The organism is Streptomyces sp. VRA16 Mangrove soil (genome assembly GCF_017377775.1).
GTDB lineage: Bacteria > Actinomycetota > Actinomycetes > Streptomycetales > Streptomycetaceae > Streptomyces.
This window is the reverse complement of the sequence record NZ_JAFVLN010000007.1, coordinates 234,408-256,742: the sequence shown is the minus strand read 5'-3', so window position 1 is coordinate 256,742 and position 22,335 is coordinate 234,408. Positions and strand designations below refer to the sequence as shown.

Annotated in this window: 16 protein-coding genes and 1 pseudogene; 8 read left to right on the top strand and 9 right to left on the bottom strand. The window is 70.4% G+C overall.

Going from position 1 to position 22,335, the window contains the following annotated elements:
• Positions 1-95 precede the first annotated feature (95 nt).
• From J3486_RS44215 to J3486_RS21040, 4 genes and pseudogenes are all read right to left on the bottom strand, one after another.
• Positions 96-986 (bottom strand): hypothetical protein, encoded by an 891-nt coding sequence (locus J3486_RS44215; protein WP_229378337.1) that lies wholly within the window; start codon positions 984-986, stop codon positions 96-98.
• Positions 987-1,915: 929 nt separating this feature from the next.
• A complete protein-coding gene (locus J3486_RS21050) occupies positions 1,916-2,458 on the bottom strand; it encodes a hypothetical protein (RefSeq protein WP_207822405.1) in 543 nt (180 codons plus the stop codon).
• A gap of 222 nt (positions 2,459-2,680) precedes the next feature.
• Positions 2,681-2,803, bottom strand: a pseudogene (locus J3486_RS21045) (DUF2267 domain-containing protein); the annotation flags it as partial.
• Positions 2,804-2,906: 103 nt separating this feature from the next.
• Entirely contained in the window at positions 2,907-3,338 is a 432-nt protein-coding gene (locus J3486_RS21040; RefSeq protein WP_207822403.1) for an Hsp20/alpha crystallin family protein, read from the bottom strand.
• 128 nt (positions 3,339-3,466) lie between these two features.
• Between J3486_RS21040 and J3486_RS21035 the strand changes: the two genes are divergently transcribed.
• On the top strand, positions 3,467-4,096 hold the full coding sequence (locus tag J3486_RS21035) for a type III effector protein (RefSeq protein WP_207822401.1): 630 nt from the start codon (positions 3,467-3,469) through the stop codon (positions 4,094-4,096).
• A gap of 570 nt (positions 4,097-4,666) precedes the next feature.
• A complete protein-coding gene (locus tag J3486_RS21030; protein ID WP_207822399.1) occupies positions 4,667-5,005 on the top strand; it encodes a MerR family transcriptional regulator in 339 nt (112 codons plus the stop codon).
• A 293-nt stretch (positions 5,006-5,298) separates the two neighbouring features.
• Here the strand turns inward: J3486_RS21030 and J3486_RS21025 are convergent, their stop codons facing one another.
• Complete coding sequence (locus J3486_RS21025; protein WP_207822397.1) at positions 5,299-5,934, bottom strand: DUF11 domain-containing protein; 636 nt, start codon at positions 5,932-5,934, stop codon at positions 5,299-5,301.
• Between the two features lie 219 nt (positions 5,935-6,153).
• The gene (locus J3486_RS21020) at positions 6,154-12,738 is read right to left on the bottom strand and encodes a GEVED domain-containing protein (RefSeq protein ID WP_207822395.1); all 6,585 of its coding nucleotides are present in this window, start codon (positions 12,736-12,738) and stop codon (positions 6,154-6,156) included.
• A gap of 430 nt (positions 12,739-13,168) precedes the next feature.
• Here J3486_RS21020 and J3486_RS21015 point away from each other — a divergent pair, with 430 nt between their 5' ends.
• The 4 genes from J3486_RS21015 to J3486_RS21000 all read left to right on the top strand — a co-directional run bounded on the left by J3486_RS21015 (position 13,169) and on the right by J3486_RS21000 (position 16,911).
• On the top strand, positions 13,169-13,756 hold the full coding sequence (locus tag J3486_RS21015; protein WP_207822393.1) for a TMEM165/GDT1 family protein: 588 nt from the start codon (positions 13,169-13,171) through the stop codon (positions 13,754-13,756).
• Between the two features lie 103 nt (positions 13,757-13,859).
• Positions 13,860-14,459 carry a TetR/AcrR family transcriptional regulator gene (locus tag J3486_RS21010; RefSeq protein ID WP_207822391.1) on the top strand — a complete coding sequence of 200 codons (600 nt, stop codon included), beginning with the start codon at positions 13,860-13,862 and terminating at the stop codon, positions 14,457-14,459.
• Complete coding sequence (locus J3486_RS21005) at positions 14,456-16,120, top strand: FAD-binding dehydrogenase (RefSeq protein ID WP_207822389.1); 1,665 nt, start codon at positions 14,456-14,458, stop codon at positions 16,118-16,120. The genes J3486_RS21010 and J3486_RS21005 overlap by 4 nt, the downstream gene beginning before the upstream one ends.
• Positions 16,117-16,911 carry an SDR family oxidoreductase gene (locus tag J3486_RS21000; protein WP_207822386.1) on the top strand — a complete coding sequence of 265 codons (795 nt, stop codon included), beginning with the start codon at positions 16,117-16,119 and terminating at the stop codon, positions 16,909-16,911. Before J3486_RS21005 ends, J3486_RS21000 begins: the two co-directional genes overlap by 4 nt.
• Positions 16,912-17,092: 181 nt before the next feature.
• Here the strand turns inward: J3486_RS21000 and J3486_RS20995 are convergent, their stop codons facing one another.
• Together J3486_RS20995 and J3486_RS20990 are read right to left on the bottom strand one after the other, a co-directional pair.
• The gene (locus J3486_RS20995; RefSeq protein ID WP_207822384.1) at positions 17,093-17,413 is read right to left on the bottom strand and encodes a hypothetical protein; all 321 of its coding nucleotides are present in this window, start codon (positions 17,411-17,413) and stop codon (positions 17,093-17,095) included.
• Positions 17,406-17,957: an RNA polymerase sigma factor gene (locus tag J3486_RS20990; protein WP_207822382.1), complete on the bottom strand. Its 552-nt coding sequence runs from the start codon at positions 17,955-17,957 to the stop codon at positions 17,406-17,408. The genes J3486_RS20995 and J3486_RS20990 overlap by 8 nt, the downstream gene beginning before the upstream one ends.
• Positions 17,958-18,103: 146 nt before the next feature.
• Here J3486_RS20990 and ctaD point away from each other — a divergent pair, with 146 nt between their 5' ends.
• Positions 18,104-19,732 (top strand): cytochrome c oxidase subunit I, encoded by a 1,629-nt coding sequence (gene ctaD, locus J3486_RS20985; RefSeq protein WP_207822379.1) that lies wholly within the window; start codon positions 18,104-18,106, stop codon positions 19,730-19,732.
• Positions 19,729-20,052, top strand: a complete 324-nt coding sequence (locus J3486_RS20980) for a hypothetical protein (protein WP_207822377.1) — start codon at positions 19,729-19,731, stop codon at positions 20,050-20,052. Before ctaD ends, J3486_RS20980 begins: the two co-directional genes overlap by 4 nt.
• A 150-nt stretch (positions 20,053-20,202) precedes the next feature.
• Here J3486_RS20980 and J3486_RS20975 read toward each other — a convergent pair whose 3' ends face one another.
• Positions 20,203-22,305, bottom strand: coding sequence for an MMPL family transporter (locus J3486_RS20975; protein ID WP_207822374.1), 2,103 nt, complete (start codon positions 22,303-22,305; stop codon positions 20,203-20,205).
• Positions 22,306-22,335 lie beyond the last annotated feature (30 nt).

Genomic DNA, 22,335 nt, shown 5'->3' with positions numbered 1-22,335 from the left:
TGCTGCGGGAGAACCTGGCCACTTGAGAAAGTGCCGGGCATCCCATCCTCGCTGCACCTCGACGGCAACTCATCCGAGCGCAACCGCAGCCAGTTCTACCGGGGAATGATCAGGTCTGTCAGCTGTGAGGGAGTGGGGCCCTTCTCCCGGTAGAACAGGAGGATCAAGACCACCACGCTCACCGGCAGCAGCGCGGTGAGTGCCGCCTCCGGAAGACCTGCCAGAGAAGCACCCACCATGATCAGCACGGCAGTTGTCCCGACTCCCACAAGCCGGAAGCGCTCTCGGTAAACAGCCGGTTCGGCGTTCTCTAGCTGGTCCTCGTCAAGGAGTTCCCGTACACGTCCCTCGGCATACCTCTCCGCGATGGTCAGCAACAAGACCGTGAGATCCTGGAGCGCCTGTCGGGGATCGTCGTCCTGACGCGCCTCGGCCGCGCGCAGGGCACCCACCACTCGCGCGACATGTGCCCTAGCCACGCGTTCCTGATGCCCGCGTGCCCATCCCCTCCGGGTACGCGGAGCCCGCCACAGGACGCGCTCGACAGACCCCAGAGACACCTGCGGTCCGTCTTCACCCCGCGACACCTCGCCCCACTGTTCATGCGCCCGGGCGCACTCCACTGCGGTGAGCAGCAGCATGACAACAGGCCAGCAACGCTGGTAGTCACCTCTGCGCCCACTCCGCTGGCGCTCCTGTTCCTTGAACCGTCGACGCTCCGGCTTTTGAGCTATCACGGAGACGATACGGATGATCAGCGGAACAATGCGCACGGCCACCAGAAAGACCACAAGTCCTCGCAGCGACTCGTACACGTCCCCTGGGCCGTCCCAGGAACGCACCGTACGCGGGAGAGACATCGCCCAGTCCAGCAGGTCCTCCAGACCGAACAGCCCTGATAGCGGATTCGGATGCCGATCATCGCTGGAGAAGGTCGCCCCGGCGTTCCAGATGAACACAACGGACGCCGCAAGCATCAATGCCATTGCAGGGATGGTGACTTGTGCCGCGTACCACCATCGCAGCACCCAGTCAGGCGTGAGACCCCGCCCCGGCGGGACTCGCCCCTCCACCACCATCGGCAGTACATGCCGAGCCTCGTCGAAGAAGGGCTCGGCCTGCTTCAACGCGAAGCGGCGGCGAGAGCGAACCGTCCCCGCCCGGACTCGCCGAACGTGCCGAAGTAACCCCTGCCGAAGGGGGTCGTACAAGCACAGCACCGGAACGGATATCAGGGACGCCAGTACCATCCACGCGAGAACCCTCTCCACGGCAGACAGTCTGGCCGACCCCACTGACATTCACGCCCAATTCTCGGGCGCGGTGAACATCGCGGTCGGAGTCGCCGAACTACACAACCGGGGTTCGGTAGGGGCGCGACCAGGCAAGCGCACCATCCAGCCTCGGAGTCCGACATGCCCGCCTGACGGTCATCGCTACGGCCACCTGGAGAGAGTTGATTTTCGACACTCTGTCGGACCCTGCCGCGCGCCATGGCGTGAAGCTCAGCCTTGATGGGCCCATTAACTGCAAACACTGCGAGAGGCTCATCAAGCTACAACGGCCAGTGCAAACTTGCTTCCGCAATGCAACTTGGAGGTGGGGCCGGTTGCGCTCGCTGAACGCCACATCCAGCGCTGGGGGAATTTTGGGAGATGATCTTCCCGCGGAGGCCCATCGAGACCATGCCGGCCCACCTCAGACCAACGAACTGACCTGCATGTTTACAGAGTCCGCAGGTGTAGATCACGCCCGAACCTCATTCGGGACGAAGAGGTCGTGGGTTCAAATCCCGCCACCCCGACAGCTGAAACAGCAGGTGAGGGGCTCACGGTTTGCCGTGAGCCCCTCACCTGTTTGTTGTGGCCGGAAGCGGAATGACACTGCCGCTCAGTCGTTGGCGCGCCGCCGATCGCTACCGGGGGTGCCTCTGGCCGTCGGCGAGCTCCGCCGCGTCCTCCGGGGCGGTGGCCGCTGTGCGCAGGGCGAGGAGCTGTCGGGTGTGCGCGGGCACGTGGTTCTCGGCGAGGCCACTGATGAGGCTTGCCAACGGAATCGGCTGGTCCAGCGCCAGCGCGTCGTTGGACAGGAGGATCGTCGGCACCAGCACCTCGGCGGCTTCCTCACCGAGCTGGTCGGTGATGTCGCACAGGACGGCGGCCTGGCGCCGAACATGCTCCAACAGGTCCGCCCGGCCGGGGTGTTCGACGATGATCCGTTCCGAATTCCAGGCGTCGAGGAAGATCCGGTTGTCGAACGTGGGGCGCGAGCCCGCGACGACGCCGAGAGCGACCGTCGAAGTCGCGGCGTCGGCGCTGAGCAGGTGGGCCAGGATCCGGTCGGCGTCCCATCCCCCGTCGGCGGCCTCACCGAGGCCGGGTGTGGCCGCCGCATCGAGCAACTTCTCGTGCGCGCCGCGCAGTGCGGTCGTGTCCGGGGGGGGGCGCTTCCTCTCCATCGGGTGGTGCCGAGCTGGCCGAGCTGGCCGAGCTGGAATGACGCTCCGCCGCTTCGGCCGTGCGCTTGGTGTGTGCGAGGCGCCGGTCCCAGTCGGCGGCGAGCGAGTCCATCCACCGTGCCGTCGCGTCCAGCGCCGCGGGCCGTACCGAGTACCGCACTTCGCGTCCGGCCCGGCTGCTGGAGAGCAGTCCGGCGGAGCCCAGGACAGTCAGGTGCCTGACTCGCCGCCCCGGTGTGCCCCGAGCAGGGCGAGCACCACCCGGGCCGCGCGCTCGGCTTCATCCTCGGTGCCGTACTCGCCACGTTCCCTGACGTGGTCGAGGAAGGCTCCGCGTCGGGGAATCGTCTCGGCCGTCACCCCTCCTTCTTCACGCGGCCGGCGGGTGCGGAGGGCGAGGTGGAGGGAGAGATCAGGTGCCCGTCCCCCCGCACTCGGCCGGCCGGTGTCAGCCGGAGATCTGCTTGTTGCCGGTCCCGACGCCGATGGAGATCTTGCGGGGCTTGGCGCGCTCGGCGATCGGGATGCGCAGGGTGAGCACACCCGCGTCGTAGTCGGCCTCGATGTGCTCGGTGTCGAGGGTGTCGGCGAGCACGACCTGGCGGGAGAAGACGCCCAGCGGCCGCTCGGACAGTTCCACCTGCACGTCGTCGGCCTTCGCGACCGGTCGGCGCTCGGCCTTGACGGTGAGCATGTTCCGTTCGACGTCGATGTCGATCGCGTCCGCGGTGACACCGGGAAGGTCGAAGGCCACCACGTACTCGTCGCCCTCGCGGTAGGCGTCCATCGGCATCGCCGACGGCCTCGACCAGGTCCCCGGGCCCATCAGCTGCTGTGCCAGCCGGTCCAGCTCACGGAAGGGGTCAGTGCGCATCAACATCGTGAAACACCTCCAGCGGGTTGTAGGCAGTTGCTGCCAATGCGCTGCACTGCCATCGTTGTAACATGTCATCCAATGGATGACAAACATGATGTCGTCAGTGCGATGACGGAACCAAGGAGGTGTCCGTGACCCCGACCGACCAGCCGTCCACGCACGACGCCGACGCTCACGGCCCGGCGTCGTTCCTCGCCGCCGCGGCGGCCCTCAAGGCCGTGGACGATGCCCTTCGCGAAGCCCAGCAGGAGACTCCGAACACCTCCGCCGCCGGGCCCGCCCCGGAGCAGGCCCTGGCCTCGTTGTTGCTGCTGCGGCAAGTGCGGGAGCGGCTCGCCGGGTGGGAGACCGGCCTGATCGAAACCGCTCGCGACGCGGGCGCCAGCTGGGCCGACCTCGCCCCGCCCCTCGGCGTCGCCAGCCGCCAGGCCGCCGAGCGCCGCTACCTGCGCGGTCGACCCGGCCCTGCCGGGTCCACCGGCGAACAGCGCGTGACGGCCACCCGTCAGGCCCGCGCCGCCGACCGCACCACCGCCGCCCGGGCCCGCCAGAACGCGGCCGACCTGCGCCGCCTCGCAGGCCAGATCACCGCACTCACCGACCTGCCCGCCGCGGCCCGACGCCCGCTCACCGAACTCCACGCGGCCCTCGCCCACGACGACCCCACGGACCTCATCGCTCCCCTGACCGCGGCCCGCCCCCACCTGACCCCCGCACACCCCGACCTCGTCGACCGGCTCGACGCCCTGACCTCCCCGTAGCGCGAGCCGCCCGCGCCGGATCTCAGCCCGCTCCAGCGGGTTACCTACTCGGCAGGAGACCAGAAATCTATCGTGGCCGAGGTAGACATTGGCTCCTCGCGCGGTTATGGTTTTTCTCGTAGCCGAGATCGAGCAAGGCCCGGCAGACACGAACTGGCGGGCAGTAGTACACGCATCACGGTGCGGTGGTGGAGCTTCGAAGCCAGGGCTGTTGCAGACGGTGACGGGGCTGACCACCGGACCGGGTGGCCCGCGGTGATCAGGGGCCGCCACAGCAAGAGAGCGAACGATCAGAGGGAAGAACGGAGGAATCGATCGCCATCAGGATCGCCCGGGAGCAGCACTGAGCCCGGGTACCGCAGGACATCGATAGGCAGGTGGTCTCCGGTCACGCATCCGCGATCCCCGCACTCCCGTCGGCATTCCGGACGGTCATGCGGAAACAGAAGGCCGACACAGCATCAAGGTCGGCAGATGGTGTAGTAGTTCCTTCGGGGCCCTGGTGCCGTACGGCATCGGGGCCCCTCGACGTGTTCCACAGAGACTCGACGTATTCCACAGAGAGGTGAAATGACAGCAGACGATTCGCTGGGCCGTCTCGATGACGACGACTACCCCGCCTACACCATGGGCCGGGCCGCCGAGCTGATCGGCGCCACGCCCGGCTTCCTGCGCGCCATCGGCGAGGCGCGGCTGATCACGCCGCTGCGCTCCGACGGCGGACACCGCCGCTACTCGCGCTACCAGCTGCGGATCGCGGCCCGCGCGCGTGAGCTCGTCGACCAGGGCACCCCGATCGAGGCGGCATGCCGGATCGTCATCCTCGAGGACCAGCTCGAAGAGGCCCAGCGCATCAACGCCGAGTACCGACGCGCCGCCGAATCCTCCGGTCCGACGACCACGGCCTGAGGCGAGCGCCGGTCCGGCCCGGTGGAACCGGCCCCGCCGTCCACGAGCAGCTGACTGACCTCGCTGTGGACGGTGTGCCCCAGCCGCCGAAGGCGGCCTTCGCATCAAGGATCGTGGCACGGGCCCGCCGGATCCGACGGGGCCCGATCATGATCAGGTCGTGGCGCTCGGGGGCGGGCAGCCGGTGTGCGGCACCCAGCCCGGACCGAGGAGAAGTCGGGAGCCATTCGGGAGCCGTACCGCTCCCCGAGCCCTCGCGAGACCGTTCCCCGCCGATCCGCTCCCATGATCTGTCAGGAGAGGTGCGCCCGCGCCCGCCTGCGCCGGATCACCACGAGCGCCCCGCCCGCCGCCGCGAGTGCCGCCCCGCCTCCCACGAGGGCCGCGGTCCCGGACCCGCCCGAAGCATCCGCGGCACGCTCGCCGGCGGCACCCGCGGCCCCCGCCGGGAGCGTGTCGAGGTCGCTGGCGCAGACGGCGGGGGCCTTCGCGCCGTCCACGTACGCGCAGACGGTGGACGCCACCCGCAGCGTGTCCTTGCCGGTTTTGCCCAGGCGGACGCGGGACGTGAACGTCGTCTTGTGGTTCGCCTTGACGTCCGCCGTCCACACGGCGAGTCCGGACGTACGGGCCTTGCCTCCCTCGGACAGCTCGGGCGCGCCCGCCCCCTGCGGCAGCCGCTGCTCCACACGCAGCTTCTCGATCGGCTCGGCGCCCTGGTTGTGCACGATGATCGTGTAGCCGAGCTTGTCGCCGCTGTCGGCGGCCTCGACTCCGTCGGTGATCTCGATGGACATCGGTGGCACCGCCCCGTCCCCCGCACCCCTGGCTCCCTTGCCGCCGCCGTCGCCATGGGCGGCCGGGGCCAGGAGCAGGACGGCGCAGGGCAGCGCGAGGGCGCAGTGCGCGACTCGGGAAACGAGGGTCACGGCAGTGGTCCTTCCGTCGGGGCACGCCGACGCGGCGTGGCGGCGCCCATGGCAGCACCGGCCCCGGGCACACGGCTCGGGGCGTGCCGGACAGGCCCGCGGGTTCACCCGCCCATACGAATTCCCGCCGTACAGGTGGCGTGACACGCCGGAGGGGAGGCACCGGATGGACCCGGTGCCTCCCCTCCGGCCCTTGCTACGGCTGTCCGGGCCGCCGCCTCACCTCGCGTTCCGCCGGCCGCGGCGGGCGCGCACCGTCAGAAGCGTGCCGAGGGCGAGCGCGAGGGCGCCGGCCAGGCCCGCGAGCACCGTGGTGGCCGCCGAGGAGCCGGTGTCCGGCAGGCTCCCGGCGGGCGGGGTACCGGTGTGCGGCGGGGTGCCGGTGTGCGGCGGGGTCGGCGTCGGGCTGCCCGGTTCCGTGGGCGGCTTCGGGGCGGGCGGCACCTCGGTCGTGGTGGTGCAGCCGGCCGCCGAGCCGTCCTCGCAGGTGGAGTCGGGGGGCCCGGTGACGACGTTGGTCAGCTTACGGTCGCCGGTCACCGGGTCCGCCACGGTGACGGAGTAGGTGACCGTGACCTTCTCCCCGGCCGGGACCGTCCCGGTCCAGGTCACCTTCGGCTCGGCGTACGTGACGTCGCCGACGGTGGCCTTGGCGTCGCCGTTGTACGTGGCGTCGTCCAGGACCTTCGTCAGGTCGTCGGTGAACGTCGCGCCGGAGTACGCGCCGGGGCCGCTGCTCGCGACGGTGACGGTGTAGGTCACCTTGTCGCCGGGCTGCGCCCCGGCGGCGGACACCGACTTGGCGATCTCCAGGTGGGCCGGTTCGACGACGAGCGTGTAGTCCTCGACCTCGCCGGGCCCGCCGAATCCGGCCGACCTGACCGGCTCGGTGCTCGCGAGCGCCCGCTCGGCGGCCGCGGCGCTGTCGTCGCCGAAGAGCCGCAGCCGCGCGAACGTCGTCCCCGGAGCCACGCCGGCCAGGCCGGTCACGGTCAGCGGGCAGTCGGTGGTGCCCGGCGGGGCGGTCGCGGAGACCATCTCGTCGGCGTCGAACGTGCCGTTCCCGTCCTTGTCGATCCACAGGGCGAGGACGGCGTCCCGCCCGGTCTCGTTGACCATCGGGATGTCCACGGCGTACCGGTCCTGGTGCTGGTACAGCGTGATGGTCCTCATGCCGTCGTCGTCGGCGTCGCCTCCGGCGTTCGTGGTCGGATCGCCGTCCCGGTCCGGCTCGACGCTCCGGCCGATCCGCAGGCCGGGGACGATCTCGTGGAACGCCCCGCCCCGGATCCGGGATGTGCGGTAGCTGTCCGGCGCGTCGCCGAAGTCGTAGTCCGGGCTGGGGAGAACGGTCACGCAGTCCGGGTCGGTGCTGCCCTCGGGGCAGTTGGAGCCGGGCGGGCCGACAACGCCGTTGACGTACCGGCCGTCGCCGTCACCGGGTCCGGAGACGGTGAAGGAGTAGGTGACGGTGGCGGTGGCGCCCTGCGCGAGGTCGCCGGTCCAGGTCAGCTTCGGCTCGGCGTAGGACACCGTGCCGGAGTCGGCCCGCGCGTCGTCGTTGTACGTCGCGTCGTCGAGGACCTTGCCGAGGTCGTCGGTGAACGTGGCGCCCGGGTAGTCCGCCTCGCCGTCGGCCGTGACCTTCACCGTGTAGGTGACGGTGTCGCCGGTCTTCGGGTCCTCGGGCGTCGCGGTCTTCTTGATCTTGAGGATGGGGATGCCGACGTCGGTGGTGCACGCCGGGTCGGTCGAGCCCTCCGGGCAGTTGGTGCCCGGCGAGGTGGAGACGACCGCGTTGGTCAGCCGCTTGTCACCGGCGGGCGGGGCGCCGACGGTCACCGAGTAGGTGACGGTCACGGTCCGCCCGGCGGCGACGTCACCGGTCCAGGTCACCTTCGGCGCGGCGTACGAGACCGTGCCGGAGGTGGCGGCCGCGTCCGCGTTGTACGCGGCGTCGTCGACGACCTTCGTCAGGTCGTCGGTGAACCGCGCGTCGCGGTAGGCGGCTTCGCCGCTCGTGTTGGTGACGGTCACGGTGTAGGTGACCTTGTCGCCGGGCAGCGGCTTCGCCGTGTCCGAGCTCTTCTTGACGGCGAGCGTCGGGACGGGGACCTCGGTGGTGCACTGCGGGTCGGTGGAGCCCGGCGCGCAGTTGGAGCCCGGTGGGCCGACCACGGCGTTGTCGAGCTTCTTGTCGCCCGCGGGCGCGGCGGAGACGGTGACGGTGTAGGTGATGGTCGCCTTCGCGCCCGCCTTCAGGTCACCGGCCCACGTCACTGTCGGCCGCTCGTACGTCACGTCGCCGGAGGATGCCTTCGCGTCGCCGTTGTACGTGGCGTCGTCCAGCACCTTCGTCAGGTCGTCGGTGACGGTGGCGCCGGTGTAGCCGCCCTTGCCCGTGTTGGTGACGGTGATCGTGTAGGTGATCTTCTCGCCGGGCTTGGCGTCGGCCTTGTCGGCCTTCTTCACCATGTCGAGCGTCGCGACCGGCGTCGACGTCGTGCACGTCGGATCGGTGGAACCGGCCGGGCAGTTGGAGCCCGGCGAGTCCGAGGTCACCGCGTTGGTGAGGACCTTGTCACCGGCGGGCGGGCTGCCCACGGTCACCGAGTAGGTGACGGTCACGGTCGCGCCGGCGGCGACGTCACCGGTCCAGGTCACCCTCGGCGCGGCGTACGAGACCGTGCCGGAGGTGGCGGACGCGTCCGCGTTGTACGCGGCGTCGTCGACGACCTTCGTCAGGTCGTCGGTGAACGTCGCACCCGTGTAGGGGGCCTTGCCGGAGTTGGTGACGGTCACCGTGTACGTGACCTTGTCACCCGGCTCCGCCTCCGTCGTCGAGGACGACTTGGCGAACGCCAGCGCGGCGACCGGGGTGTCCGTGGTGCAGTCGTCGGCGCAGGTGGAGCCGGGCGGCCCGGTCACCACGTTGGTGAGGACCTTGTCGCCCTTCGGCGGCGAGGCCACGTTCACCGAGTACGTGACCGTCACCGTCTGGCCGGCCGCGACGTCGCCGGTCCAGGTCACCTTCGGCGCGGCGTACGAGACCGTGCCGGAGGTGGCCGACGCGTCCGCGTTGTACGCGGCGTCGTCCAGGACCTTCGTCAGGTCGTCGGAGACGGTCGCTCCCCGGTACACGGCCGTACCGGTGTTGGTGACGGTCACCGTGTACGTGACCTTGTCACCCGGCTCGGCCTGCGAGGCGGAGGCGCTCTTCGCGATGTCCAGGGACGGGACCCCGGCCGAGGTGGCGCACCGGGGGTCGGTGGAGCCCTCCGGGCAGTTGGAGCCGGGGACGTCCGAGACGACCGCGTTGTCCAGCTTGCCGTCGCCGGTCGCCGGGTCCTTCAGGGTCACCGAGTAGGTGAGCGTGGCCTTCCCGCCGACGGGGATGCCGGCGGACCAGGTCAGCTCCGGCTCGGCGTAGGAGACGGTGCCGGCCGAGACCTGGGCGTCGCCGTTGTACGTGGCGTCGTCCAGGGCCTTGGACAGGTCGTCGACGATGGACCCGGAACTGATCGCCACCTGGCCGGTGTTGGTCGCGGTGACCGTGTAGGTGACCTTGTCGCCGGGCTTGGGCCCGGGGTTGTCGCTGCTCTTGACGATCTCCACCGCGGTCAGCCGCGCGGTCGTGGTGCACGCCGGATCGGTCGCATCGGCCCGGCAGTTGGAGATGTCGGGCCCGGTGACCTTGTTGGTGAGGACACCGTCGCCGGTGCCCGCGGCACCCGCCTTGATCCGGTAGGTCAGGGTGACGGTGGCGCCGACGGCGAGGTCGCCGGTCCAGGTGGCGGTGGTGCCGTCCACGGTGATGGTGCCGGCGGACGCGCTCGGCGTACCGGACAGCGTGGCGTCGTCGAGGGCCTTCGACAGGTCGTCGGTGACGGTGGCGCCGGTCAGCGCCGTCTCACCGGTGTTGGTGACGGCCACCGTGTAGGTGAGGATGCCGCCGGGGGCGAGCACCGTGCTGTCGGCGGACTTGGTGATCCGCATCGAGCTGACGGGGACCCTCTCGACGGTGACCGGGTAGTCCTCGATCTCGCCGATGACGGTGCGCGAGGTGTCCGCGTCGCCGGTCGGGACCGGCGAGGCGACGGTGCCGGCCTGCAGCCACAAGCGCGCGTACGTCGCGCCGACCTTCGGACCGGTGATCCCGGACCAGTCCAGGCGGGCCGAGGTCGCCCCGGCGGGCACGGCGACGGTCGCCAGCTCACCGGCGTCGAAGGTGCCCGAGCCGTCGAAGTCGATCCATCCGGACAGGGTGGCCGGTGCGCCGGTGCTGTTGGTGACGGCGACCGGAACCGCGTACGACCGCGTGCTCGTGTCGATCTTCGGCCAGCTCGCGACACCGTCGTCGAAGGTGTCGCCGAGGGCGTTGAGGGCCGGGTCGTCGCCGGGGGTGCGGGCCTGGCGCTCGGAGGAGATGTGCGCGCCGAGCATCAGGGACTTGTCGATCGCGGCGACCGGGCCCGCGCCCTTGAGCGTGCCGTAGGAGTCCGGCGCGTCGCCGAAGTCGTAGTCCTTGAGGCATCCGGCCGCGTCGTTGCCCGTGGTGGCGTTGGTCGTGGCGGCCTTGAACGCGTCGGGCACGTCGGCCTTGGCGATCGGGGCCGAGGCCGACGACACCGACAGGTCGACGGCGTAGATGACGCCGGTGTTGTTGTTGGCCGCGTAGAACGTGCCGAGGTTGTCGAACCAGACACCGCCGTAGGCCGAGACCGGCAGCTTGTGGGTGCCGAGGTTGGTGGCGGCGCCGGTCGTCGGGTCGAGCCGCCACAGGGTGGCGTCGTCACCGAGGATGCCGTAGAGGAACCCGTCGGCGGGGCTGACCGACCAGTCGGCCACGTTGCCGTAGTTCCCCCCGCTGGTCAGGTCGTCCGTCCTGACCGTCTTGAGGACCGACGCGTACGTGGCGCTCGCCGGGTCGATGTCGATCGTGAACAGGTTGCCGGTGGTGTTGTCCCGGATGTACATCAGCGAACCGTCGATCGAGTTCGCGGCGTTGTTGACCCCCGAGATGTCGGCGGGCAGCCCCGTGACCGGCGTCTTGGTGAGCTTCCCCGTCCGCGGGTCGAAGCGGCCGAGCCGCTTGTCCGGGCTGATGCCGTAGACCGCGCCGTCGAGCTGGCTGTAGCCGATCGACGCGCCGGGCGTCGTGTCGGAGACCTTGGACTGCGCGCCGGTGACCAGGTCCACCGAGTACAGGCTCGTGGTCCCGCCCACCAGCTGGGACAGGTACGCGACGTCCGAGCAGTAGCCGCCGCGCGGCGGCTTGTTCACGGTGACCGTCGTCGTGCAGCCGCTCTCGGCGCCGGTGGCACAGTTGGAGATCGAGGACCCCTTCACCGTGTTCCGCACGACGCCGTCACCGGTCGCCGGGTCCTTCAGCGTCACCGAGTAGGTGAGCGTCGCCTTGGCGCCCGCCGCGACGGTCGGGTTCCAGCTGAGCTGCGGAGACGTGTAGGACGGGGTGCCGGTGGTCCCCGAGGCGTCGTTGTTGTACGTCGCGTCGTCGAGGACGGCGGTCAGATCGTCGGTGACCGGTGTCTGCGTCGACACCGGCCCCGTGTTCTCCACGACCACCGTGTACGTGACCTTGTCACCGGGCTCGGCCTTCTCGCCGGAGGCCGGGGACGAGGTCTTGGTGATCTTGTAGCCGGGGTCGGTGAAGCGGACGGTCGCGCACTCCGTGGGCGCGTTCATCCCGGACAGCGCGCCGATGTTGGCGGGGCAGTTCTGGTACTCGCCCTGGGCCGCCGTCACGTTCACGCTCAGCGTGCAGGAGGTCTGCCCGTCGGTCAGGTCGCCCTTGAGCGCGACGGAACTGCCGCCCGCGGCCGCGGTGACCGTTCCGTTGGAGCAGGTGGTCGTGGTGGCCGCCGGGTCGGCGACGGTCAGGCCCGCGGGCAGGCTGTCGTTGAAGGACCAGCCCTTCTTGGCCCGCAGGTCCGAGGTGTTGGTGACGGTGAACGTCAGCGTGGACGTGCCGTTCGACTCCGCGAGCGCGGGGGTGAACGCCTTCTCCACGCGCGGGGTGACGTCGAGGAGCTCGATGTCGTCGAACGCGGCGTCGTTGCCGGCGTTGCTGCCGTTGGCGTTCACCATGCGGATGCCGAGCGTGCTGCCGTTGAACAGCACCGGCGCGTCGCTGGTGGTGTGCACCACCTGCACGTTCCGCTTGCCGACCGTGACGGTCGTCGCGTTCTTGTCGCTGCACGGGTTGATGGCCTTCGACGACGTGGAGATCGCCGTGGTCCCGTCCATCAGGAAGAACTTCAGCTGCGGCCCGGAGACACTGCAGTTGAGGGCTGCCGAGGAGACCGAGAAGGTGTAGAAGCGGCCGGGGGTGACGGCGAACGGCTGCTCCGTCTCGAACTCCACCGAGTTCGCCGACGGGGCCGTGACGGTGAAGGCGGCCACCGCGTGGTTGCTGTCCGGATCCGCCGTCCCGTTCGCCTGCCCCAGCGCGCTGGACAAGTCACGGGTCGAGTCCCACCACGAGCCGCAGTCGGCGACGCCGGGCGCGTAGGCGGCGGAGTCGGCCTTGTTCAGCACCCAGCCGTTGCAGCCCTTCAGCCAGCCCGCGTTCGCCGTGTACGTCATGCTCTGCGGCGCGGCGCCGGTGTAGCGGTCGAGCAGGACCGGGTCCCCGGTGACGTTCTCGAAGTCTTCCCGGTAGACCTCCGTGGGATCCTCGGGAACCGCCGCGGCCGCCACCTCGCCCGGCCGCGCGTGCGCCTCGGACGCCACGCCGAACACCGGCAGCGGCGCCGCCACGACGGCGAGCACCGCTGCAAGCACCGTCCCCACCATGGGTGCGCCCCGCGGCACCCACGCGTGCCGGAACCGATGTCTCGCGCCGCTCATCTCCGCCTCCGCAGTGACCCAGAGTGATCAGTGAGGCGAACTTCACATGCCCTCTATTTACCGAAAGGCATATTTGACGCGATTTACACGATTGCACTCGAACGGCCGCCACATTCAGCGACTGCGGCCGAGGGAAACCCCCTGTACCCTGAATGGAGCAAGCGAAGGGGAGTAGCCCCGCGAACCGGTCGTCGACACACTGGAGCCCCGGCTCCCGGTGGCCGGGCCCCACCACTGCGGTGCGGGCGGGCGAGACCTTCGACCAGGCAGCCTGCCCATGTGCCGCTGCCGGGTCGAGTGGTCCCCCGGAGCGGGTGGTTCGCGAGGCCCGGACGTGGCCCGCACAGAGAGACCCCCGAATTCCATGCATCTCGATCCGCTGGCGATCGTCACCGCCTTCGGCCTGATCTTCCTGGCCGAGCTCCCGGACAAGACCATGTTCGCGTCCCTGGCCATGGGTACGCGGATGAAGCCGCTGTACGTGTGGTTCGGCACCTCCGCGGCGTTCGCCGTGCACGTCGCCATCGCGGTCGGCGCGGGGTCGCTGCTCGGCCTGCTGCCCTCCTGGATCGTGAAGCTGGTCTCGGGCCTGATGTTCCTGTTCGGCGCGTTCATGCTGCTGCGCGGCGGGGACGACGAGGACGGCGAGGACGCGGCGGGCGCGAAGACCGTCACCGGGTTCTGGCCGGTGTTCGGCACCGCCTTCATGGCCGTGTTCATCGGCGAGTGGGGCGACCTCACCCAGATCACCACCGCCAACCTGGCCGCCACGAACGGGACCTGGTCGACCGCGATCGGCTCCTTCGCCGCGCTGATCTCGGTCTCCGGACTCGCGCTGATCGCCGGGCGGTTCATCGCCAAGCGGGTGCCGCTGAAGACGGTGCAGCGGGTCGGCGGTGTCTGCATGCTCGTGCTCGCCGTGTGGTCGTTCGTGGAGATCTTCGTCGGCTGACCCGGCCGACGCCCCACGGGGAGCACCCGCCCCTTGTGGATACAGGAATGTATCGAATACGTTCCTGTATCCAACGACGGGCCGGGAAGCCGGGGAGTCACCCATGATCACCAAGCGGCGCGCCCGCACCCGGCAGCGGCTGCTGGACGCCGCGCTCGACGTGTTCGCGGAGGAGGGGTTCGGGCGCTCCACCGTCGAGCAGGTCTGTGACCGCGCCGGTTTCACGCGCGGGGCCTTCTACTCCAACTTCTCGTCCCTGGACGAGCTGTTCCTCGCCTTGTGGGAGGAGCGGTCGGCGCGGATGCTCGAAGACATCCGCGCCGCGCTCGCCGGGCTCGACCCGGACGATCCCGAGTCGGCCGTGCGCGCGGCCATCGAGGCCAATCCCGTGGACGACGGCTGGTACCGGATCACCGCCGAGTTCACGGCGCACGCCCTGCGCACGCCGGGGCTGCGGCGGGTGATGGCCGCCCGCGAGGAGGCCATCAGGGACGCCGTGCTGCCGGTGTTCGTCGCCGCCCTCGACCGGCTCGGGCGGCGGGTCACCGACGAGCGGGCGCTGGGGGACGCGCTGGTCGCGGTGCACGACGGAACGGCCGTGCAGGTTCTGCTGCGGCCCGACGACGACGCCGTACGGGAGCGTCGCCGGGCCCTCTTCATGAACGTACTGAACGCCTACAGCACACCGAGGGAGCAACCGTGAGTGACGCAGCCGCCGATGTCATCGTCGTGGGGGCCGGGCTCGCCGGGCTCGTCGCCACGTACGAACTCACCCGCGCGGGCAAGCGAGTTGTGCTCGTCGACCAGGAGAACGCCGCCAACCTCGGCGGACAGGCCTTCTGGTCGCTCGGCGGTCTCTTCCTCGTCGACAGCCCCGAGCAGCGGCGGATGGGGATCAAGGACAGCTATGAGCTGGCGCTCGCCGACTGGATGGGCTCGGCCGGGTTCGACCGGGAGACCGAGGACCGGTGGCCGCGCCAGTGGGCCGAGGCGTACGTGAAGTTCGCGGCCGGCGAGAAGCGGGACTATCTGTACGGGCTCGGCCTGAAGGTCACCCCGAACGTCGGCTGGGCCGAGCGCGGCGCCGGGACCGCCACCGGGCACGGCAACTCCGTGCCGCGCTTCCACCTCACCTGGGGCACGGGCCCCGAGGTGGTGCGGGTCTTCCGGGAGCCGGTCCTGGCGGCCGCCGAGCGCGGGCTCGTCACCTTCAAGTACCGCCACCAGGTGGACGAGTTGATCGTCGAGGACGGGGCGGCCGTGGGCGTGCGCGGCTCGCTCCTCGCGCCCTGCGACGAGCCGCGCGGTGTCGCCTCCTCCCGGGAGACCGTCGGCGGCTTCGAGCTGCGCGCGCAGGCGGTGATCGTCACCTCCGGCGGCATCGGCGGCAACCACGAACTGGTCAGGAAGAACTGGCCGGTCGAGCGGATGGGCCAGGCGCCGGAGTCGATGGTGACGGGCGTGCCCGCGTACGTCGACGGGCGGATGATCGAGATCAGCGAGGGCGCGGGCGCGTCCGTGGTCAACCGCGACCGCATGTGGCACTACACCGAGGGGATCAAGAACTGGGACCCGATCTGGCCGGGCCACGGCATCCGGATCATCCCCGGCCCGTCGTCGCTGTGGCTGGACGCCGAGGGCAGGCGGCTGCCCGCCCCGCTCTTCCCCGGGCACGACACGCTCGCCACGCTCAAGCACATCACCGGAACCGGGCACGACCACACCTGGTTCATCCTGACCCGGGCCATCGTCGAGAAGGAGTTCGCGCTCTCGGGCAGCGAGCAGAACCCCGACATCACGGGCAAGGACCTGAAACTCGTCCTCCAGCGGGTGAAGAAGGGGGCCCCGGGTCCGGTCCAGGCGTTCCTCGACCACGGCGAGGACTTCGTCGTGCGCAGGAACCTGAAGGACCTCGTCGCCGGGATGAACGCCCTCACCCCCTCGGCCCCCGTCGACTACGAGCAGGTCGAGCGCGAGATCGTCGCCCGTGACCGCGAGATCGACAACGGGTACTCGAAGGACCTCCAGCTGATGGCGGTGCGCAACGCGCGCTCGTACCTCTTCGACCGCATCACCCGCGTCGCCAAGCCGCACCGCCTGCTCGACCCGGCGCAGGGCCCGCTGATCGCCGTACGGCTGCACGTGCTCACGCGCAAGACGCTGGGCGGCCTGGAGACCAACCTCGACTCGCAGGTGATGAAGAGCGACGGCAGCGTCTTCGACGGGCTGTACGCGGCCGGGGAGGTCGCCGGGTTCGGCGGCGGCGGCGTGCACGGGTACAACGCGCTCGAAGGAACGTTCCTGGGCGGCTGCATCTTCTCCGGCCGGGCCGCCGGGCGCGCCCTCGCGCGGAGCCTCGCGTGACCGGCACCGCGCTCGTGACGGGCGCCTCGTCGGGGATCGGGGCCGCGGTGGCCGCCGCGCTGGTGCGCCGCGGGTACACCGTGTACGGCACCAGCAGGAACCCGCGGAAGGTCGACTCCCCTGTCCCCGGGGTGACTTACCTCCCCCTCGACCTGTCGGACGAGGCGAGCATCGAGGCGTGCGCGGCCGCGGCCGGCGAGGTGGACGTGCTCGTCAACAACGCCGGGGAGTCACAGAGCGGCCCCTTCGAGGAACTGCCGATGGACGCCGTGCGCCGGCTGTTCCAGCTGAACGTGTTCGGGGCCGTGCGGCTCAGCCAGCTGGTGCTGCCCGGGATGCGGGCGCGGCGGCGCGGGCGGGTCGTGATGGTCGGCTCGATGCTGGCCAGTTTCCCGCTCGCCTACCGGTCCTCCTACGTCGCCTCGAAGGCCGCGATCAAGGGGTTCGCGAACGCGGCGCGGCGGGAGTACGCGCCGTACGGGGTCGGCATCACGACCGTCGAGCCCGGTTCGATCGCCACCGGGATCAGCGAGCGGCGCACCCAGTACGTGGCCGCCGACTCGCCCTTCAGGCCCGCGTACGACACCATGCTCGCCGCCCTCAACCGCAATGAGGCGCACGGGATCTCGGCCGACAAGGTCGCCGCGAAGGTGCTCGTCGCGGTGGAGGCGGCGCGGCCCCGCCCGCTGTACGCGGTCGGGAGCAACGCGCCGCTGGTGTTCGCGCTGCGCCGGATGCTGCCGCGCGCGGCGAGCGAGCGGATGGTGGCCCGCAGGCACGGGCTGAAGTGAGCGCGCTAGGGCGTGTTTCGAAAGTCCCGTCGTCCGCCCGAAGGGCGGGCCCCGCGGCGTCTGGTGCGTGCGATCGCAAGGCGCCGGAGCGTCCTCATAGCGGAGCTATTCGGGCGGTTCGGCAACGCCGCGAGCGCGCGTGCCAGGCGTCGCGGGGCAGGCGGGACTTTCGAAACACGCCCTAGCAATCGCGGTCGGGGGCCGTCGCGCCGCAGCTCTTCGGTGGTGTGGCGGTCGCCGGGGTCGCGGCCAGGTTCGACAGGCCGAGGGCGAGCAGCGCGGCCAGCGCGCACGCCACGGCCTCGGCGCGCAGCACCAGCGCCCGGCGTGCCCGGCGCCGCCCCCGGTGCAGGAGCTGGTTCAGGGCGCGTTCGGCGGTGTGGTGCAGGGGGCGGGCGTCGGCGTACCGGGGGTCGTCGGCGCGTACGGGGTTGGCGGCGCGCAGCAGGGCCAGCTCGTCGGCGCCGTCGCGGGCCCCCGGCGTGCCTCGATGGTCAGTCACGGTCGTGGTCTCCTGCCGTCACGGTCATGTTCATCCGGTCGATCTCGGCGCGCAGCCGGCGCCGGGCGCGGTGCAGGCGCATCGCGGCGGCGCCGCGCGAGCACTCCAGGGCGACGGCGAGTTCGTCGACACCGAGCTCCTCCCAGGTGGTCAGGCGCAGGGCCTCCTGGTCGGCGGGGTTCAGCCGGGCGAGCGCCTCGTGGATCCAGGCGCCGGGCTCGTCGGCGTCGGGGCCCGGCACGACCTGGCGGCGATGGGCGGTCTCGTGGTGACCGATGCGGTCGAGCAGCCGGCGTCTTCGGCCCAGACCCCGCACGGTGTTGGCGAGACAGTTGCGGGCGACGGCGTACAGCCAGGGCAGCGGCGCCTCGGGCGGCAGCTCCGCGCGGCGCCGCCACGCTATGGAGAACACGTCGGCGACGACCTCCTCGACGTCGTGGGCCGCGCCGGGGTCGAGACGGCGCGCGACGAACCTGCTGACCGCCCAGTAGTGGGCGCGGTAGGCCGCCGCGAAGGCCTCGTCCGTGGTGCTGCTGTCGCTCATACCCGTACTGCTGCCGCTGCTCGTGATGCGTCCGTGCTCATGATCCGTAGGTGTCCGGCTGTGCCCCGATGTTCACAGGCGCGGTGTGTGATCTTTCGGGCGGGGCGGCCCGTGACGTGCGGGGCGGGTGCGGACACGTACCGGGCATGAGAGCCATGAGGGGACACAAGGTGGTGGGGTGGCTGACCACCACCGACCACAAGACCATCGGAACGCTGTATCTCGTCACGGCGTTCGCGTTCTTCTGTCTGGGCGGGGTGCTCGCGCTGTTCATGCGCGCGGAGCTGGCCAGGCCCGGAACGCAGATCCTGTCGAACGAGCAGTTCAACCAGGCGTTCACGATGCACGGCACGATCATGCTGCTGATGTTCGCGACGCCGCTGTTCGCCGGGTTCGCGAACTGGATCATGCCGCTGCAGATCGGGGCGCCGGACGTCGCGTTCCCGCGGCTGAACATGCTGGCGTACTGGCTGTATCTGCTCGGGTCGCTGATCGCGGTCGGCGGGTTCCTCACCCCTCAAGGGGCGGCGGATTTCGGCTGGTTCGCGTACGCGCCGCTGTCGGACGCCGTGCATTCACCGGGCGTGGGCGCCGACATGTGGATCATGGGTCTGGCCTTCTCCGGCTTCGGCACGATCCTCGGCTCGGTCAACTTCATCACGACGATCGTGTGCCTGCGCGCGCCCGGAATGACGATGTTCCGGATGCCGATCTTCACCTGGAACGTGCTGCTGACGGGCGTCCTGGTGCTGCTCGCTTTCCCCGTGCTCGCCGCCGCGCTCTTCGCGCTCGAAGCGGACCGGAAGTTCGGGGCGCACGTCTTCGACGCGGCGAACGGGGGCGCGCTGCTGTGGCAGCACCTGTTCTGGTTCTTCGGGCATCCGGAGGTCTACATCATCGCGCTGCCGTTCTTCGGGATCATCTCTGAGGTGATCCCGGTGTTCAGCCGGAAGCCGATGTTCGGGTACCAGGGCCTGGTGGGGGCGACGATCGCCATCGCGGGCCTGTCGGTGACGGTGTGGGCGCACCACATGTATGTCACGGGCGGGGTGCTGCTGCCCTTCTTCTCCTTCATGACGTTCCTGATCGCGGTGCCGACGGGCGTGAAGTTCTTCAACTGGATCGGCACCATGTGGCAGGGCTCGCTGTCGTTCGAGACGCCGATGCTCTACGCGATCGGATTCCTCATCACGTTCGCGTTCGGCGGCCTGACCGGGGTGATCCTGGCGGCGCCGCCGCTCGACTTCCATGTCGGCGAGACGTATTTCGTGGTGGCGCACTTCCATTACGTCATCTTCGGCACGGTCGTCTTCGCGATGTTCTCCGGATTCCATTTCTGGTGGCCGAAGTTCACGGGGAAGATGCTCGACGAGCGGTTGGGGAAGGTGACGTTCTGGACGCTGTTCGTGGGGTTCCACGGGACGTTTCTGGTGCAGCACTGGCTGGGCGCGCGGGGGATGCTGCGCCGGGTGCCGGACTATCTGGCGGTGGAGGGGCTCACCGGGCTCAACACCGTCTCGACGATCTTCTCGTTCGTGCTGGGGATGTCGTTCCTGCCGTTCCTCTACAACGTGTGGCGGACCGCGCAGTACGGGGAGCCGGTGGGCGTCGACGACCCCTGGGGGTACGGGCGTTCGCTGGAGTGGGCGACGTCGTGCCCGCCGCCGCGGCACAACTTCGTGGCGCTGCCGCGGATCCGCTCGGAGTCGCCGGCGTTCGACGTGCGGCACGGGGGCGCTGCCGCCGAGCCTGAACTGGTGCGGGGTGCGCGGTGATCCGGGAGATCGAGGGCTTCCTGATGGTGGAGGCGGCGCGGGCCGAGGGTCGGGTCGCCGCCCGGCGGTTCACGGAGCGGGTGCCGTGGCTCACCGAGACGCAGGCGGAGGATGTCCAACGGGCTTATGTGGAGGTCCACTTGGGGCTGCGGCGGGAGTTGTGGCGGGAGGCGGTGGAGCGGGCCGGTTCGTTGCGCGGGGAGTACGAGGAGCGGTACCGGGCGATGCGGGCCCGGGTGATCGCGGGGGCGTGGTGCGTGGGGGTGGGGGTGGCCGGGGTGACGGGGATCGTGGTGAAGATGCTGATGAGTGCGCCGTAGCTTCGTCGGTGCGTCGTCCGGTGCAGGCCGGTGGTCCGTTCTCGCGCCCCTGAAGGCCGCAGGCCTTTCAGGGGCGCGGGGAACTGCGCGAGCAACCCACCACCACCCGCACCCGCCGACGAAACCGCACCCGGCAGACGAACCGGCGCCCTAATCGCGGCGATCCCCGTGCCCCGGCCACCACGCCGCATGCCCGATCAGGGCCGTCAGCGCCGGGGTGAACACCATCGCCATCACGAACGCGGCGATCACGATGCCGAAGGAGAGCGCGAACCCCATCTGGGAGAGGGTGGAGTTGCCGGCCAGCATCAGCGTCGCGAACGTACCGGCCAGGATCACGCCCGCCGAGGCGATCGTCGGCCCCGAGTGGCGCACCGCCGTGCCCGCCGCGTCGTGCGGATCGCGGCCCTCGCGGGCCTCCTCGCGCAGCCGGGACACCATCAGGATGTTGTAGTCCGTGCCGAGCGCGACCACGAACAAGTACATGATCACCGGCAGCATGAACATCAGCCCCGGCTGGCTGCCGATCCGGGTGAAGAGGAACGACGTGGCGCCGAGCGTCGCGCCGAAGCCGAGCGCCACCGACACCATCAGGTACCAGGGCGCCACCAGGCTGCGCAGCAGCAGTCCGAGGATGACCATGATGGCGAGTGCGGCGACGGGGAAGACCACCGAGTAGTCGCGGTCCACCGCCTTGTTGATGTCGACGTAGACCGCGGTGATGCCGCCGACCAGCGCCTGTGTGCCCTCGGGCGCGTCCGCGTGGGCGGCGGGGCGCAGCTCGTCCTTGACCGTGTTCATCGCCGCGTCCGACGCGGGCGGATCGTCCAGTACGACGCTGAAGGCCGCGGCCGTGCCGTCCTTGCTCAGGGTGGCCGCGGAGACCGTACCGACGCCGTCGACCTCGGACAGCGACTTCCTGAACCGCGCCGTCGTGACCGGGGTGAGCGGCGCGTCCTTCGTCGTGGACGTCAGGTAGACGCTCGTCGGGTCGGTGGTGCCCGCGGGAAAGCCCTTCTCCAGGTCCTTCAGGGCGACCATCGACTCCTTCGACTTGGGCAGCGAGGACGTCGCCAAGTCGAAGTTGGCCTTGTAGTCGAGGGCGCCGAGGGCCAGCACGCCCATGACGAGCGCCGAGACCAGGGCCCACACCGCGGGGCGGCGGGCGATGGCGCCGCCGAGCCGCGCGAAGCCGGTGCCCTGCGGTTCGCGCTGCCAGGACTTGGAGGGCCAGAAGACCTTGGTGCCGAGGAGCGAGACGACGGCGGGGACCAGGGTGAGGCCCGCGCACAGGGTCACGAACACCGCGATGGCGAGCGCCGGGCCCATCGACTTGAGCATGCCGAGGGTGGACAGGGCGAGCGCGGCGAAGGCGACGATGACGGCGCCGGCCGCCGAGGTGATGGCCTCCCCGACCCGTTCCACGGCGTGCACCATGCCGCGCTTGGGGTCCTCCCCGGCCCGGAGCGCCTCTCGGTATCTGAACAGCAGGAACAGGATGTAGTCCGTGCCGACGCCGAACAGGACGACGGTGAGCAGTTCCTGGATCGAGGAGTCCGCCTTCATGTCGAACGCCTTGTTGGCGGAGGCGATCAGGCCGGTCGCGAGCGGCGAGATGAGGCCGATGAGGACCACGGGGAGCAGCGCGATGATCGGGCTGCGGAAGATCAGCAGGAGCAGGACGACGATGATGACGATCGTGCCGACGCCGACCAGCATCCCGGCCCGCTCGGACGCCTCCGACTCGTCGAGGGCGGTGGCGGCGGAGCCGGTGACCCCGGCGCTCAGCTCCGTGCCCTTGATCTCCTGCTGGAGATCGGTGCGCAGGGTCTTGACCGCGTCCTGCTCGGAGGTGTCGGAGGGGTCGGTCAGTTTGGGCATGGCGACCATGGAGGTCTGCACGAGCCCGTTGGGCGACGGCTGTCCGGGGACCACCGCCTCCACCTCGGGGATGTCCTTGGCCGCCAACTCCCTCGACACGCGGACGACGTCGGCGGAGTCGGCGGCGGCGAGCCGCTTGCCGTCGGAGCGCTGGAAGACGATGACGGCGCCGATGTTCTGCTGCCGGGGGAACTCCGACTCCTGGACGTCGGCGGCCTTGATCGACTCGTAGCTGTCGGGCAGGAAGCTCGCCTCGTCGGTGCTGGAGGTCAGTTTCGGCGCCAGGGATATCACCGCGGCCGCCACGACGACCCAGCCGAGGATCACCCACCAGGGCCTGCGGACCACGAATCGCCCGAGTGCTGCGAACATCGCACCTGCCTCCCGTCGCCGCCCCCGGGG

Bases quoted from the DNA above. Each gene is read 5' to 3' on its own strand.
- J3486_RS44215 (WP_229378337.1), bottom strand. From the start codon at position 986: ATGGCATTGATGCTTGCGGCGTCCGTTGTGTTCATCTGGAACGCCGGG.
- J3486_RS21050 (WP_207822405.1), bottom strand. From the start codon at position 2,458: ATGGAGAGGAAGCGCCCCCCCCCGGACACGACCGCACTGCGCGGCGCG.
- J3486_RS21040 (WP_207822403.1), bottom strand. From the start codon at position 3,338: ATGTTGATGCGCACTGACCCCTTCCGTGAGCTGGACCGGCTGGCACAG.
- J3486_RS21030 (WP_207822399.1), top strand. From the start codon at position 4,667: ATGACAGCAGACGATTCGCTGGGCCGTCTCGATGACGACGACTACCCC.
- J3486_RS21015 (WP_207822393.1), top strand. From the start codon at position 13,169: ATGCATCTCGATCCGCTGGCGATCGTCACCGCCTTCGGCCTGATCTTC.
- J3486_RS21010 (WP_207822391.1), top strand. From the start codon at position 13,860: ATGATCACCAAGCGGCGCGCCCGCACCCGGCAGCGGCTGCTGGACGCC.
- J3486_RS20990 (WP_207822382.1), bottom strand. From the start codon at position 17,957: ATGAGCGACAGCAGCACCACGGACGAGGCCTTCGCGGCGGCCTACCGC.
- ctaD (WP_207822379.1), top strand. From the start codon at position 18,104: ATGAGAGCCATGAGGGGACACAAGGTGGTGGGGTGGCTGACCACCACC.
- J3486_RS20975 (WP_207822374.1), bottom strand. From the start codon at position 22,305: ATGTTCGCAGCACTCGGGCGATTCGTGGTCCGCAGGCCCTGGTGGGTG.